This is a genomic window from Vibrio sp. Vb1574, from assembly GCF_033338675.1.
Genome location: NZ_JAWOTC010000030.1, coordinates 1 through 15,492 on the forward strand (window position 1 = coordinate 1; position 15,492 = coordinate 15,492).

12 protein-coding genes are annotated in these 15,492 nt (G+C 45.4%); 9 read left to right on the forward strand and 3 right to left on the reverse strand.

Annotated elements, in window-relative coordinates:
- Positions 1-5 precede the first annotated feature (5 nt).
- Both R7O12_RS16700 and R7O12_RS16705 read right to left on the reverse strand, forming a co-directional pair.
- Positions 6-2,360, reverse strand: coding sequence for a fatty acid cis/trans isomerase (locus tag R7O12_RS16700; protein ID WP_017635366.1), 2,355 nt, complete (start codon positions 2,358-2,360; stop codon positions 6-8).
- Between the two features lie 80 nt (positions 2,361-2,440).
- On the reverse strand, positions 2,441-2,827 hold the full coding sequence (locus R7O12_RS16705) for a winged helix-turn-helix domain-containing protein (protein WP_318126137.1): 387 nt from the start codon (positions 2,825-2,827) through the stop codon (positions 2,441-2,443).
- A gap of 306 nt (positions 2,828-3,133) precedes the next feature.
- Between R7O12_RS16705 and R7O12_RS16710 the strand changes: the two genes are divergently transcribed.
- Entirely contained in the window at positions 3,134-4,681 is a 1,548-nt protein-coding gene (locus tag R7O12_RS16710) for an arylsulfatase (RefSeq protein ID WP_005376560.1), read from the forward strand.
- Positions 4,682-4,816: 135 nt separating this feature from the next.
- Here R7O12_RS16710 and R7O12_RS16715 read toward each other — a convergent pair whose 3' ends face one another.
- Positions 4,817-5,674, reverse strand: a complete 858-nt coding sequence (locus tag R7O12_RS16715; protein ID WP_025767859.1) for a LysR family transcriptional regulator — start codon at positions 5,672-5,674, stop codon at positions 4,817-4,819.
- 140 nt (positions 5,675-5,814) lie between these two features.
- Between R7O12_RS16715 and R7O12_RS16720 the strand changes: the two genes are divergently transcribed.
- From R7O12_RS16720 to R7O12_RS16755, 8 genes are all read left to right on the forward strand, one after another.
- On the forward strand, positions 5,815-7,341 hold the full coding sequence (locus tag R7O12_RS16720; protein WP_170896945.1) for an arylsulfatase: 1,527 nt from the start codon (positions 5,815-5,817) through the stop codon (positions 7,339-7,341).
- Between the two features lie 106 nt (positions 7,342-7,447).
- On the forward strand, positions 7,448-8,749 hold the full coding sequence (locus R7O12_RS16725) for an anaerobic sulfatase maturase (protein WP_033906479.1): 1,302 nt from the start codon (positions 7,448-7,450) through the stop codon (positions 8,747-8,749).
- Positions 8,750-8,834: 85 nt separating this feature from the next.
- A complete protein-coding gene (locus tag R7O12_RS16730; RefSeq protein WP_005376549.1) occupies positions 8,835-9,818 on the forward strand; it encodes an AAA family ATPase in 984 nt (327 codons plus the stop codon).
- A gap of 12 nt (positions 9,819-9,830) precedes the next feature.
- Positions 9,831-10,793, forward strand: a complete 963-nt coding sequence (locus R7O12_RS16735; RefSeq protein WP_053349173.1) for a DUF58 domain-containing protein — start codon at positions 9,831-9,833, stop codon at positions 10,791-10,793.
- Positions 10,794-11,372 (forward strand): DUF4381 domain-containing protein, encoded by a 579-nt coding sequence (locus tag R7O12_RS16740; RefSeq protein ID WP_017635361.1) that lies wholly within the window; start codon positions 10,794-10,796, stop codon positions 11,370-11,372. It abuts the gene before it with no gap.
- Positions 11,365-12,435, forward strand: coding sequence for a vWA domain-containing protein (locus R7O12_RS16745; RefSeq protein ID WP_169644058.1), 1,071 nt, complete (start codon positions 11,365-11,367; stop codon positions 12,433-12,435). The genes R7O12_RS16740 and R7O12_RS16745 overlap by 8 nt, the downstream gene beginning before the upstream one ends.
- On the forward strand, positions 12,428-14,158 hold the full coding sequence (locus R7O12_RS16750) for a vWA domain-containing protein (protein WP_318126138.1): 1,731 nt from the start codon (positions 12,428-12,430) through the stop codon (positions 14,156-14,158). Before R7O12_RS16745 ends, R7O12_RS16750 begins: the two co-directional genes overlap by 8 nt.
- Positions 14,155-15,456, forward strand: a complete 1,302-nt coding sequence (locus R7O12_RS16755; RefSeq protein ID WP_318126139.1) for a BatD family protein — start codon at positions 14,155-14,157, stop codon at positions 15,454-15,456. Before R7O12_RS16750 ends, R7O12_RS16755 begins: the two co-directional genes overlap by 4 nt.
- Positions 15,457-15,492 lie beyond the last annotated feature (36 nt).

Sequence of the window (15,492 nt, forward strand, 5' to 3'; positions counted from 1 at the left end):
AATCATCATCGATTCTCAAAACGATTATAGTCAAGTAATCCAAATTCGATCGGTTGTTTTGTACGGTACCAATTGTGTAAACGATCGCTAAATGACCAGAATTTTTCTGAGCTTCTACGAATCGCAAAATTATCCAATAACTTAACGTAATCGGACTCGTTTTGGATGGCACTAAATTGATCGACAAAATCTTTTACTTGGTTTTCGTTGATCGAGAAAAATGCCGCAGGATAGCTTCCCACAACGCCGCGTACAATGGTCATGTCATCGTTAGCAAAGTCACGGTTACTTTCTTCATCAAACAAGCTAGAGATGTTTGTGTGTGCATTGTTGTGAAGTAAGGTGAACAGTTCATCTTCCCCTGATTGACTTCTCACCATAAGCATAGTGATTTGCGGAACGGTTTTTAGGCCTTCACCACGAACGTGGTCAATACGTTTTAGTTGCTTTTCACTACTCGCAGAAAGAGCCGTGTCTTGAATTTCGTAGCGAGGCAGAAGCACATCTGAAACATGTTCGCTCAACAACTCCACCAACTCCGTTTTTGGATCGTCACTCTTATACTGAACGCTGGTTGGTTGGTTAAACGGCTTCACATTTCGTTGTAAAAAGTCACTCAACTGCGGGCTTTGATCTTTATACCAGCTAGATTGAAGTTCATGGCGCATATCGGCGGGTAACAACGAGATAAAGTTACTTTCGCCTTCTAGACGCAAGAAGTCCATAAACATTCGTGTCATGAGCTGATGGCCGAAGTTACCGTAAACGTCAAACCCAGCAACAAGCAAATAGTGGATACGCTCTAGTAGCGCGTAGTCAAGAATCCACACTGTTTTAGGCTGCTCACCAACTAACCCTTGAACAACAGAAGCACTATCAAAATGGCGGAATATCGTTAATGCCGCATTATGGTTGGTGCCATTACCATCCCAAATTACATCGGTGGATAGGTTTTCACCTTCTTTAAACCAGTTATTAGTGAACTCAGATTTAGCCTCTAGGTAGCGAGCTTGTTGACGCGCGTACTTGACCCAGTTGGTAACAGGTAGCGTGTTACTTTCTTGCTCTGCCGGTAGTTTTAGATTATCAGCCTGAGATCGGTAAAACTCATTTACTTCTGGGATGTCTGCTTTATCTGGATCAAGGAAAAACACCCAAAAGCGATCATTGATAACATTCAATGCCAGTTGGCCACGACAAACTGGGCCTTTGATGTATGCCATTATTGTATTTTGTGCATTATCTAGCATGAACTTAAAGCGCGACTTCACTGGAAGGTCGATGAATGATGTCATCGGGTTTGCAGCAACTTCTGGTTCATAACTCGGTAGCTGACTAACCATGTAATCAGCATCAATAAACCAAGTTTTCCAGTTCTCTATGCGTTGCTTGTTTAACGCGAATGGCATGTGAGTTTTATCTACTATGGTCCCTTGCTCTGGAATAATTCGATAAAACACACGTTCAACCCCTGGATCATCGTACGGGCGACGCGTTGAAATACGTTTGACGGGCTGTCCTGGTGGTGTAGCAGAGCGGACGAGCGTGAAGAATCGGGGATCTTCATCGAGTTCCGAAAAGTAGAGATGAGATAAAAACAAATGCTCATATATATACCTAGCCATCAGCTGATTTTTCAAATCAGAGTGGTTAAGTAATGCTTCGTACTTATCTATTTGCGCTTGCTCTTTCTCACTAACAGGTCGGTGAACGTTCATTATTGCGCCGTTTTCCAACCAAGTCATGAGTGTGTGGTATTCACTGTTTGATAGGTTTGGCATACCAAAAGGCATTCCCCAGGTCGGGTTATCCTTTTCGTATTGCTCGTATTCTTCAATCGTTGGACAGGTTTGCTCTCGGTCTATCGAAAAGTCAAAGCCTTCTAACTGGACTTGGTCAGGCAATGGGTGGCGCTCTTTTTGTTGTAGCAAACGTGCGATAAGGCCTGCATCAATGTTGGCTGCCATGCTTTGATCACGTTCGTTGAGAACCGGATGAAAACCCGCATCGCGCCACTCTTGGGTTGTTTCTGCATCTTCGAATAAGCGTGTTGGTGCTGCGGCTGTGAGTCTTGTTCCTTCATATACCAGTGCTTTACTCGCACCACGGTCAATGCCCTCAACAGAAGAGAGCTTAAGTTGACATGGTGCATCGTAGCACGCGTGGCAGACGACACAGCGGTTATCCATAATGGGTTTAACTTCGCTTTGGAAGAAGTTTGCTTGAGGGGTTTCCACGTCAACTGTGCGTTCACGCACGAGCTGTGGACCAAACAGTTGGTCATAGTTAAGACCAGCATAGGTTGCACAGCCGGCAAACAAAGTAGCAATGCAAAGTGTAAAAATTAAGCGCAAATTCATTGAGTTATTTTACGTGATTCGAATTTGCATTAATTAAAGCAAAATAAGCGGTCAATTACCAAAAGTTGGGCCAATTAGCGTTAATTTTTCTGTTGATTGTCTGAGCGCTTGAAAATGTAACCCTGGCGGTGGACTGTCTGAATTCTGTCTGTTGGAACGCCTTCGTGAACTAGACGCTTTCTTATTCTGCTCATGTGCATATCGAGTGCTCGATCATGTTCAGTAAATTCACGTTTTAGTACTGTTTCGTAAAGAAAATGCTTACTAAGTACTTGATCTTGATGGTGAGTGAGAGTTTGCAGCAGCTTAAATTGAATGCTTGTTAACTGAACAGATTTCTTGTTTGGCAAGTAATTGAGTACCACAGAGTGAGTGCGCTTATCTAGTAATAGCTCCTCATCATTATGGTGAACGCCGTTGTGTTGGCATTGGTAAGTTTTTCCATTTGAAACCTTGGAGTCAAGCACGCGGGCACCTTAATTATTAATGGTAGTAAAACGTATTATCATTAATATTTATATAAAAGCAATCAGGTACTTTATGGGCACTGTGATATGCGTAGACAATCTTAATATTTGAGATTAACAGTAGTGATGAATGGTGCGATGGCGCTCTGAACTAAAGTGCTATTGGAGTGCGTATTAGCTACAAATAACGGTGTAATGTTAGGCGAAGATAGAAAGAATTCTCATTTAGTAAATTCGCTTATCCGCTATTTGTGAACTATACATTCTGTTGCAGGAAGCACTTTTCTAATACACACAGAGGTTTATATGACAGCGAAATATGGCGTTAAACGCCGATTAGCGATTCTTGCCGCCGCTTTAATCGGTGCGACAAGTAGCAGTATCGCAGCAGAGAAACCAAATATTCTCGTCATTTGGGGTGATGATATTGGCCAGTCCAATCTCAGTGCTTACACGTTTGGCTTGATGGGGTACAAAACACCAAATATAGACAGTATCGCCAAAGAAGGCATGATGTTCACTGACTATTACGGTGAGCAATCTTGTACAGCGGGCCGTTCTACTTTCATTACGGGCCAAACCGTTCTTAGAACAGGTTTGAGTAAAGTGGGGCTTCCAGGTGCTGATCTTGGCTTGAAGGAAGAGGACGCAACCATTGCCGAAATGCTGAAGCCGATGGGCTATATGACAGGGCAATTTGGTAAAAACCACTTAGGTGATAAAGATGAGCACCTTCCTACTAATCACGGCTTCGATGAATTTTTTGGCAACCTTTATCACTTGAACGCCGAGGAGGAGCCAGAAAACGTCGATTATCCTAAAGATCCTGAGTTTCGTAAAAAGTTCGGTCCGCGCGGCGTTATCCGTTCGTACGCTGATGGCAAAATTGAAGATACAGGACCTCTAACTCGCAAGCGCATGGAAACCGTGGATGAAGAGACGTTAGATGCGGCACTCGACTTTATGGATCGTGCAGTCAAGGCTGAAAAACCTTTCTTTGTCTGGTGGAACGCAACTCGTATGCACTTCCGTACTCATGTGAAAGAAGAGAACTCTGGAAAAACAGGCATCAGCGAGTATGCAGATGGTATGGTCGAGCATGATAATCATGTAGGTCAGCTGCTGAAAAAAGTGGATGATTTGGGTATTAAAGACAACACAATCGTCTTTTACTCCACCGATAATGGCCCACACATGAACTCGTGGCCAGATGCAGGTACAACGCCATTCCGTGGAGAGAAAAATACCAACTGGGAAGGTGCGTACCGAGTTCCTGCGATGGTACGTTGGCCGGGTAAAATTAAAGCTGGCTCTGTTTCGAATGATATCATGCATCACATGGACTGGATGCCAACGTTCGTTGCTGCCGCGGGTGATGACAATATCAAAGAGAAATTGCTCAAAGGTTACAGTGCGAATGGTAAGAAATTCAAAGTTCACCTAGACGGCTATAACTTCCTACCATATTTGACCGGTAAAGAGGATAAGGCCCCACGTGAAGAAATTTTTTACTTCTCAGATGATGGAGACTTAACTGCACTTCGTTATAACAAATGGAAGCTAGTCTTTATGGAGCAACGAGCAAAAGGCACGTTGCGTATTTGGGCTGAACCATTCACCACACTTCGTGTTCCTAAGATCTTCAACTTGCGTATGGATCCTTACGAAGTGGCTGATATCACTTCTAACACTTACTACGATTGGATGCTAGACCGTGCTTACATGCTTGTTCCTGCGCAAGCTTACGTAGGCAGATTCCTTGAAACGTTTAAAGAGTTCCCACCAAGGCAAAAAGCAGCAAGCTTCTCGCTCGATCAAGTGATGGAGAAACTAAAAGAGAACCCAAATAAGTAAGAAAAGCTAAGTGAAGTTCCACATCTAGAAAGAGGCTCATTAACGTGAGCCTCTTTTTTTATCTGTAAAATTCTATCTATTCAGGTTTGTAGAAAGCTTGATGACGAAAACGCCTAACGCTTCAATTGACAAGATTTATAAACAAATTGGTTCGTAGTGGGCTGCCGTTAAGTTGGCTTTGATTTTTTCACGTAGAGCGATGTGGGCTGGGTTGTTTACCTCTCGCTTATGGTAAACGAACTTGTAAGGGATAGAGCGTATCGAAATGGGGCAGGGCAAAATTTGAAGTTTGAGCGCTTTGCTCCACTTGTTTGCAAAAGATTGAGACACGATCCCTAAACTGTCTCTTTGGGCGACATACAGCGCCATGCCCGCTAGCGAAGATGTGATCAAGTCGACTTTTCTTTCTTGAATTGTTTCCTTTGCTAGTTGCTCGAACCCCGACATGTTGTTCCATTTTCCTGAAAATAAACAGTGAGTTTCCTCATAAAATTGCTCTTTTGTGAGCGTGCCGTGTACACGGGGATGGTTCTCACGACAGATAACCACGGCTTCCTCCTCATAGGCATCTTCAATAATAAACGCTGCATCTTTCGTGATCACCGTATCGATTACTAGATCGACTTTTTGTTGTCTTAACAGCTCAAATAATAGGAATTTTTCGGGTGGTGATTCATAAAAAATAGTGTTCTTTATCGGGTCCATAATGTGCAACAAAATTTCCGAACAACACACTTCAAAATGATTTTTATCAGATATCGCATTGTCAATAATATTAACCGCTTGCTGGAATTGCGGCAGTAATTGATAAGCGGTGGAGGTTAGTGCGATCCCTCGTCCTTTTTTAACGAATAATTGCTTATCTACGACTTGCTCTAAACGCTTTATTGCAGCGCTCACAGCAGGTTGTGTAAGCCCTAATTGTTCCGCGGCTTTTGTATAAGATTGAAACTCCGCAACAACAAGAAAAGTTTGGATCAAATTTAAGTCCATAACGCCACTCATAAATTTAATTTATAGGTTAACTAATTTTGACTGCATTTATCGCCTGAAATTAGTGCTTTATCTTATATCAACAATGGTATTGAAAAGCGAATACCATTTTTACGCACTAGCGAACTCTTGGAGATAATATGAAAAATGCGACCAAAACGAGCAGTAAAAAACTCGTACTTAACGCATGTACGTTAGCTTTGGGCGCTGCATCTGCAGTTGCACATGCAGCGGACAAACCCAACATTCTTGTCATCTTTGGTGATGATGTTGGTTACTGGAACCTTAGTACCTATAACCAAGGCATGATGGCGTACAACACGCCAAACATCGATAGCATTGCTAAAGAAGGTGCGAAGTTCACTAACTTCTACGCACAGCAAAGCTCGACAGCAGGCCGTTCTGCATTCATCACTGGTCAAATGCCAAAACGTACAGGTCTATCAAAAGTGGGCTTACCAGGCGCTCCGGAAGGTATCTCGGAAAAAGATCCGACGATTGCAACCGTGCTTAAACAAATGGGTTACGCAACCGGACAATTTGGTAAGAACCATTTAGGTGACCGAGACGAGCATCTTCCTACCAACCACGGTTTTGATGAATTCTTCGGCAACCTATACCACTTGAACGCAGAAGAAGAGCCAGAGAACGTGGATTACCCTAAAGATTCGGAGTTCAAGAAGAAATTTGGCCCTCGTGGCGTTATCCATTCTTACGCTGACGGCAAAATCGAAGATACCGGTCCACTAACGCGTAAGCGTATGGAAAATGTTGATGGTGAGTTTCTTGATGCCGCAGAGAGCTTCATAGAAAAGCAAGTAAAAGCGGACAAGCCGTTCTTTACTTGGTTTAACACCACTCGCATGCACAACTTCACACATGTTCCTGAAGAATACCAAGGTAAAACAGGTGCCGGTTTCTACGCGGATGGTGTTAAGCAGCACGATGACCAAATCGGTCAGCTACTTAACAAGATCAAAGAGTTAGGTGTGGATGACAATACAATCATTGTTTACACCACTGACAACGGCCCTATGGTTGATTTGTGGCCGGATGCTGGGATGACACCGTTCCGCTCAGAGAAAAACACTGGCTGGGAAGGGAGTTTCCGTGTGCCAATGTTGATTAAATGGCCTGGAAAAATTGAGGCAGGTAAAACATTCAACGGCATGATGTCATTAGAGGACTTTTTCCCGACACTAGTTGCTGCGGCAGGTGATACCAAAGTTAAAGACGAACTGCTAAAAGGCAAAAAAGTTGGCGATATGGACTACAAAGTTCACCTAGACGGTTACAACCAACTGCCATATTTAACGGGTAAGTCAGACAAATCCGCACGAAATGAGTTCGTTTACTGGAGCGACGACGGCGATCTTGTGGCATTGCGCCAAGGAAAGTACAAGTTCCACTTTATGATTCAAGAGAATGAAACGGGTATGGATGTATGGCGTAAGCCGTTCACTAAACTTCGTGTGCCACTGATCTTTGACTTGAGCATTGATCCATTTGAACGAGGCGATCAAGGCATGGGTTATTCTCGTTGGATGTACGAGCGTTCATTCTTAATGATGCCAGCAATGGATACAGTGAAAGAGGTGATGGGTACATTCAAAGAATTCCCGCCTCGTATGGAAGCAGGTTCGTTCGTACCTAAGTCTTCTAAGTAAATTAAGATTATATAGCGCTTTTTGGAGCGCTATATACCCAAATAGCTTCACTTTTGCTGTACAGCGCTCACGAGGTTATTTGGGTATATGTAATAGTGAGAAACGTATGAGTAAGATTTCCCCTCGCCATTCTACTACTATGCCTATTGTTCCTCTTAAAACGGCGTCTAAAGCGCCTGTTCTGGGCGCGTATGACCGTCGATTCCATGTGATGGCAAAGCCAGGCGGAGCAAAGTGCAACATCGATTGCCAGTACTGCTTTTATCTGCATAAAGAAAATCTACTGCACCAAGAAAAGCAGCCAAAAATGGACGACGCAACACTGGAAGCGTTCGTGAAAAGCTATATCGAAAGTCAGGATGGCGAAGAAATTGTATTCTCATGGCAGGGCGGGGAGCCGACGCTGCTTGGGTTGGACTATTTCCGCAATGTCGTAGCTTTGCAAAAGAAATATCAGCCGAAAGGCGTTCGCATTGAAAACGACCTTCAGACCAACGGCATTTTGCTAAACGATGAGTGGTGTGCGTTTTTAAAAGAGCACAACTTCCTAGTTGGCTTGTCGATTGATGGACCACGAGAGCTGCACGACAAATATCGCAAAACCCGCAGCGGTAAGCCAACGTTTGATCTCGTGATGAAAGCGGTAGATAAGCTCAAAGCGCATGGCGTGAAATTCAACGCGTTGGTCACGGTGAATCGCCACAATGCGAAATACCCGCTCGAAGTATATCGATTTTTAACCCAAGAATTGGGTGTGACTTATATTCAGTTTGCGCCGGTGGTAGAAGCCAACAACTTCCAAACAACCGCGCCGCAGTTTTGGAACGAACAGATGATCCCAACCAAAGGCAGTGATCTGGCTAAACCGGGGCATCCAATGTCGATTGTAACGGATTGGTCAGTCGATCCTGAAGACTGGGGACGCTTTTTAATGGCGACCTTTGAAGAGTGGGTGAATAACGATCTTGGCCGTGTGCTGGTTAATCTGTTTGAAACCGCGGTGGCGCAAGTAATGGGGAAACCGTCTCAGCTTTGCGTGACGGCGGAGTTTTGTGGCAAAGGGTTGGCGATTGAGCACAATGGCGACGTGTTCAGTTGCGACCACTATGTGTATCCAGAATACAAACTCGCCAACATTCATGAACACTCACTGAATGAAATGGCCTTCTCTACAAGACAATATACTTTTGGCATGGCAAAACGCGATTCATTGCCGACGTATTGTAAGCAATGCCCTTACTTGCCTTATTGTTGGGGTGAGTGCCCAAAAAACCGTTTGATCAAAACGCCGAATGGTGAGAGTGGTCTAAACTATTTGTGTTCGGGAATCAAAATGTTCTTTGATTATGCGTTACCGATGTTGGTTGGTCTTGCACAACTTCTCCAATCTCAAGAACCGCAAAGATAACATAGTGAATATAACCTTAAGTTATTTCATTTGTTCTTATACTTAACTATCGAAAAGACGGCTTAAACCATTGAAAAGGTATCCTATGAACCACGCACAACAAGCGATAAAAGAACTCATCGAACAAACAGAAAAAAGCGTCATTGGACAAAGCCACGTGGTTCGAGCTTTAGTCATCGGGTTATTAACAAATGGGCATATTCTGCTAGAAGGTTTACCGGGAACGGCAAAAACACGTTCCGTAAAATCGTTGGCGAACTTGTTAAACACCAGTTTTGGTCGAATCCAGTTTACGCCGGATCTTTTACCATCTGACGTGACGGGTACTGAGGTTTATCAAGAGCTGGATGGTAAGCCGCAACTCCACTTTCAACCTGGTCCCATTTTTAACAGCATTGTACTTGCTGATGAGGTCAACCGTGCACCTGCCAAAGTACAAGCGGCACTGCTTGAAGCCATGGCCGAAGGCACAATCACAGTAGGCGATAAAACTCACGTATTGCCAGACTTATTTATGGTGCTTGCAACGCAAAACCCAGTAGAGCAAGAGGGCACGTACCCACTGCCAGAAGCGCAAATGGACCGCTTTATCATGAAGGTTACCGTCGATTATCCAGAAGATGACGCAGAACGTGACATCATTCGTTTGGTGCGCAGTGAAGAATTGGGTGCGGAAACCAGCAGCGAAATTATTACGCCAAAACACATCGAGCCAGACGTGGTGCTAGAAGCGCGTCGTCAGTTACCAAACATCGTGGTATCAGACCTAGTGGAAAACTACATCGTTGCGTTAGTGATGGCGACTCGTAAGCCAGAGCGTTATGCCGATTCAAACTTAGCAAAATGGATTGAGATTGGCTCTAGTCCTCGTGCTTCCATCGCACTCGACAAATGCGCTCGTGCGTATGCGTGGATGCAAGGACGTGACCACGTTACTCCTGACGATGTGCGTGCCATGGTTCCGTCTGTATTGGGCCACCGTTTTTCTTTGACCTACGATGCACTGGCAGATGGGGTCGATCATCAACGAGTCGTACAAGAGCTGCTAGATTGTGTAGAAATTGGGTAAGTGGGAGGCATTATGGCTAAGCCAACTCTTGCGCCAAAATCACAGGGGATGGATCCCCGTTTGTACTGCGATTATGCTCGTTTAGTACGTCTGCAAGCACAAGCAGAATCATTCAGTTTACTTCCTCATCTAAAAGCGGGTAGCGTACTCTCTGGCCGACACAATTCGTTGTTTCGCGGTCGTGGATTGAACTTCGAAGAGCTGCGCCATTACCAATTGGGTGACGATATTCGTAACCTTGATTGGAAAGTTACGATGCGTACGGGTAAGCCGCACGTGCGCAGCTATACAGAAGAAAAAGATCGCAACGTAATCGTGTGTGTCGACCAGAGAAGCACAATGTTTTTTGCTTCGACGCAAGTAATGAAATCAGTTGTCGCGGCAGAGATCGCAGCGATGTGTGGGTGGCGAGTATTAAAAGATGGCGACCGAGTCGGTTTTGTCATCGCATCCCCGCAGGCGTTGTTTCACAGCAAGGCACAGCGTTCGCAAAACGATCTTCTGGCGCAACTTAAACGTCTCGCTAAAGCCAATCAATCGCTCAATGTGGACTCCTGCAATTCCGAAAAAGTAACGTTCAGTAAATGGATTGAGCTTATTAAACGCATGAAGCTCAAGCAATCCACTTTGATTTTTATCAGCGACTGGAGCGACTGCGAGGAGCACCACCTTGATCACCTTAAACAGCTACAACAGCACAACGATGTTCTTGCAGTGATGGTCAGTGACCCATTAGAACAAGCGCTACCAGACGATTTGGCAAAATCGAAATGGGTGGTTGGTGACGGGCAGTATCAACTCAATTTAGACAGCAAAGCAAAGGTAGAAGCTGCGAGCGCAAAGCTTGAGGCTCGAACTAGCTTACAGCGTCAATCACTCTCTCAACTTATGGCGATGAAACACCTTCCGCACATCGAACTCGATACGACAGGTGAGCACATTAAACAATTCCAAAAACTGGTAGGAGGGCGTTAAATGAGTGATCTTCCTACACCTCCAAGTACCTACATACTCAGAGAGCTGCATGATGTGGCCGTACCATCTAGCGTGAGTTGGTACCCGCAAACTATTGGCTGGAAAATTTTAGCGGCGGTTGCGTTCATTGCATTGGTATATTTCGCATATCGCTTGGCTCGGCAATGGTGGCATAATCGTTACCGAAAAGAAGCTCTACTGGCGATTTCGCAAATCAACCCGAGCGACAAAGACATGCCAAAAGTATTGTTCTCTGTGCTTAAAATAGTGCTGATTCATATTGATAGCCGCAACGCGAAATTGTTTGATACCGCCTTTCTGCGCAAGCTCGATGCGCTGTATCCGCAAACCAGAGACTCTCAAGCAAACTCGCAAATGGTTTTTAACGATGAGCTTTCAAAGTGCTGGCTACAAAGTATTGTTGACCCAAGCGTTACGCTAACCAACGAAGAGCGAGTAACGCTTATTGCTCGTGCGAAAAACTGGGTGAGTGAGCACCGTTGTGATGCTCAAAAAAGCGCGGCAAATAAATCACCACGATTGAAACGCAAAGCACATCAGGGAGGTCAACATGAATGATCTTCTTGCATCGATAACTGGTTTGTCTGGTTTTGAATTTGCTCACCCAATGTGGTTTCTGGTTTTGCCCTTGCCGTTGGTGGTGTACTACTTGGTGCCTGCATATCGCACTAAGCAAATGGCGATCAAAGTGCCGTTTTTTAGTCAGCTGGTGGAAGCGATTGGCGAGACGCCATCAGAAGGTGCAAGCCAGTTGATCCCGAGTTGGTGGCAACGAGCAACGTTAATTCTCTCATGGCTTTTGGTGGTGTGTGCGATGGCAAAACCCACCGTATTAGGCGAGCCTCAAGTTCGCGAGAGTTTAGGGCGCGATGTGATGGTGGTGGTGGATCTTTCGGGCTCCATGGCCGAGCCAGATTTCACCTCTCGTACAGGCGAAAAAATTTCTCGTCTTGATGCGGCAAAAGAAGTGCTGTCGGAGTTTGTTCAGTCTCGTAAAGGTGACCGATTAGGCTTGGTACTTTTTGGTGATGCCGCTTTTGTGCAAACGCCATTTACCGCAGACCAAAAAGTGTGGCTCGAACTGCTTAACCAAACCGATGTGGCGATGGCAGGGCAGAGTACCCATCTTGGTGATGCGATTGGCCTATCGATTAAAGTTTTTGAGCAAAGCGATAAGTCGCGTGGTGCTTTAGAACAAGACCAAAACCGTGAAAAAGTCGCGATTGTATTAACCGATGGTAACGACACGGGCAGTTTTGTTGAACCGATTGATGCGGCGAAAGTTGCGAAAGCCAAAGGCGTGAGAGTATACGTCATTGCGATGGGCGATCCGGAAACGATAGGTGAAACCGCGTTGGATATGGACACGATTCATCGCATTGCGAAAGAATCCGGCGGTGAAGCGTTTGAAGCACTCAACCGTGATGAACTATCGGCTGCCTACGACGAAATTGGCAAACTGGAACCTCAACTTTACGAAAGCACCACATACCGCCCAAAACAAAGCCTTCATCATTACTTGATGGCGTTAGTGGTCATCATGCATTTGCTCGCGTTCAGCGTCGCAACACTTAAAAGAAGGGCTGTTACACGATCATCATTAGGAGAGAGCGATGTTTGATTCTCTTAGTTGGACGCAATTCTTTACGCAGTTTCATTTTATTCGACCACTGTGGTTACTGGCTTTGGTCCCCATGTTTTTCTTGGTGTGGTTACGCTGGCGAGAAGAAAGCAAGCCAAGCTGGAAGGATATTCTGCCCGAACATTTACGCAATGCTTTGACGATAGGTGATCGAGGTTGGCGTAAGCAACTGCCGCTTAAGCTCTTGATGCTGATTGTGTTCATCGCCATTGTGATTTGTGCAGGCCCAACGTGGCAACGTGAATCTTCCCCCTTTGGCGAAGATAAGACCTCTCTGCTGGTGGTGCTTGATAACAGCGAATCGATGCTGCAAAAAGATCTCCCACCAAGCCGCCTTGAGCGTTCCAAACAGAAAATACGCGATTTGCTAGCCGTGCGAAAAGGCGGAAAAACGGGGTTAGTCGTGTTTGCGGGCAGTGCTCATGTCGCGATGCCTATAACTCAAGACAGCAAAGTATTTGACCCGTTTTTGGCGGCCATTACGCCAGAAATTATGCCCGTGCAAGGTAAGCTTGCCGAAAAAGCCTTGCCGTTAATTGACCAACAATTGCAAGGTCAACCCGGCTCCACCGTTCTGTTGGTGAGCGACGGCGTGAACCCGGCCACGATTGAGCAATACCAAGCGTATTTCTCGGGCAAACCTTATCAACTGTTAATTCTTGCGGCAGGGAACGCTGACATTGTGAGTAACAACCCAATGGATTTGGATTCTCTACAAAAACTGGCCAGCCAGACCAACGGTCGATTGGTGGAAGTGACCGTCGATAACAGTGATATCGAGCAACTGAACCGATACGTTGAGCGCAATATGCAGCTTAATGGCGAATCTTCAATGCCTTGGAAAGACATGGGATATCAACTTCTGTTCCCAATCGCGCTGATCATGATGCTGTGGTTTAGAAAAGGGTGGTTAGTGCAGTGGTGCGTGATTGTAATGGTGAGCGGCACGTTATTGATGCCAACCATTGCAATGGCGGAGAACATTTCTGTTAAAGCCGAGCAGCCACAAGTTGTGCAAAAAGTGACGACCTTCGACAAGGTGGCGCAATGGTGGTGGGATTTGTGGCTGACGCCAGACCAACAAGGACAGCGTTTGTTCAACCAACAAGCGTATTTAGAAGCTGCAAAACACTTTGTCGATCCATTACGCAAAGGCACGGCGTACTACTACGCTAGCGAGTTTGAGCTCGCGCACAGCGCGTTTTTGGAGATGCAAAACGACCCGTCCGAAGAGGTTCGAGATTACGGTCTTTATAATGCGGCGAGTGCATTGGCGCGTCAGCGTGAATATTTGGCTGCACGTGACTTGTTAAAATCCCTAGCCAACAAGCCAACGTTGAGCGAGAGGCTAAGACCGGATGTTGAGCATAACTTGAAAGTGATTGGTGGTATTGTAGAGGACATCAACCGGATGAGTGAGAGTCAGGCAGGAACGGAGCAAGAAGCATCAACCGAGCTAGGCGATAACCCTCAAACCGCAGAAGGGGCGGATGAAAAAACGTCAGCGGAGTTGATGATTAAAGAGACGTTAAGTGCAGACGACATCTTAGGTAGCCAAGAATTAGCCGACAAATGGTTAAAGCGAGTCGAAGCGGATCCTAAATACTTCTTAAATGCGAAGTTTCAGATTCAATTGCGTTCAATAGAAACCGGAGAATCAACCTCTACTGCGAACGAAAATACAGAGGAGGCGGTGCAATGATGAAAAGCCACCGTTTTACGCACTTTGCTTTACCCTTGTGGTTAGTTATCTGTTTCGGTTTCCTCCTGAGCAGTAGTGTGTTGGCTCAAGATATTCGTGACGTTCAACGAAAGCATGGAGTTGAGTTACAAGCGTGGGTTGGTAAACAACCAACGGCTGGAGAGAAGCGTAAAACACCAAGTTTTAGCGTCAATGAGCAAGTTATTTTAACCATCGAAGTGGCAACGCCGCGTTGGTTTACGGGTGGTACGAGAATTGGCAATATTGAAATACCCAATGTTATCGCCAAACAGCGTAATCAACTAGCAACCAACTTTACTGAGCAAAAAGAGGGGCAAACTTGGTCGCGTCAACGCTGGGAAGTGACTTTGTATCCTCAAGCTTCTGGTGATTTTGTGGTTCCACCTGTCGCAGTGGGCGTTCAGGTGTCTGCGCCGGACGGCGAGAAGGTATCAGGCACACTTTACACGCAGCCGATTAAGTTCAAAACCGTCTTGCCATCGGGCCTGCTGAGTGGTGAGACACCTTGGTTTGCTGCAACAGATGTAGAGGTAAAGCAAGAGTGGGATACCTCCACTGAGTCACTCAAAGTTGGGGATGCAATCACGCGTAAAATCACCATTTCGGCTCAAGATTCACTATCTGTGTTGCTACCAGACTTGTTGAAAGGAGAATCAACAACCCTTTACCAAGCGTATCCTCAACCTCACCGCCTGACAGATACGCAAACACGTGGTGATTACCAGTCAACACGCACAGAAGAGAGCGTGTACGTGATTCAACAAGGTGGAGAGTTAACCCTGCCAGATTATGAGTTCCGTTGGTGGAACAGTAAGACTCAGCAAGTGGAAACGGTGATGTTAGAGGGCAAAACTTTTGCCGCGAAGCACACGCTGAAGTCCTTCATCAGAACGTACTTTGCATGGATTGTTTCCACGCTTGTGTTGCTGGGTTTTGTGATTATTTCATTGGTAGCCATTAAACGTTACTACCGCAACAGACCGACACCAGCATGGTTGACGTTCCACCGTTTGTTAAAGGCTAAACGTTGGTCTGAAGCAAGGACCATATTGTACAAACAATTGCGTTTAAATACGGCAGAGCTGGAAATGAACAAAGCCGATACGAGTGAATCGTGGCAAAAAAGTGCGTCGCGAATGCAAAGTGGTGAAAATAGCGCTTATTTAATGAAGTCGATGTGGCGCAAAATCCAGACCAAACAAAAACGCTTTAAATTCCGTATTCCGCGAGCGTTACCAGAACTGGACAAAGTCATTGGAAGAGATGGCAATGAATAAAACGGGGCGCTAATATAGCGCCTCGTTTTTATTAGA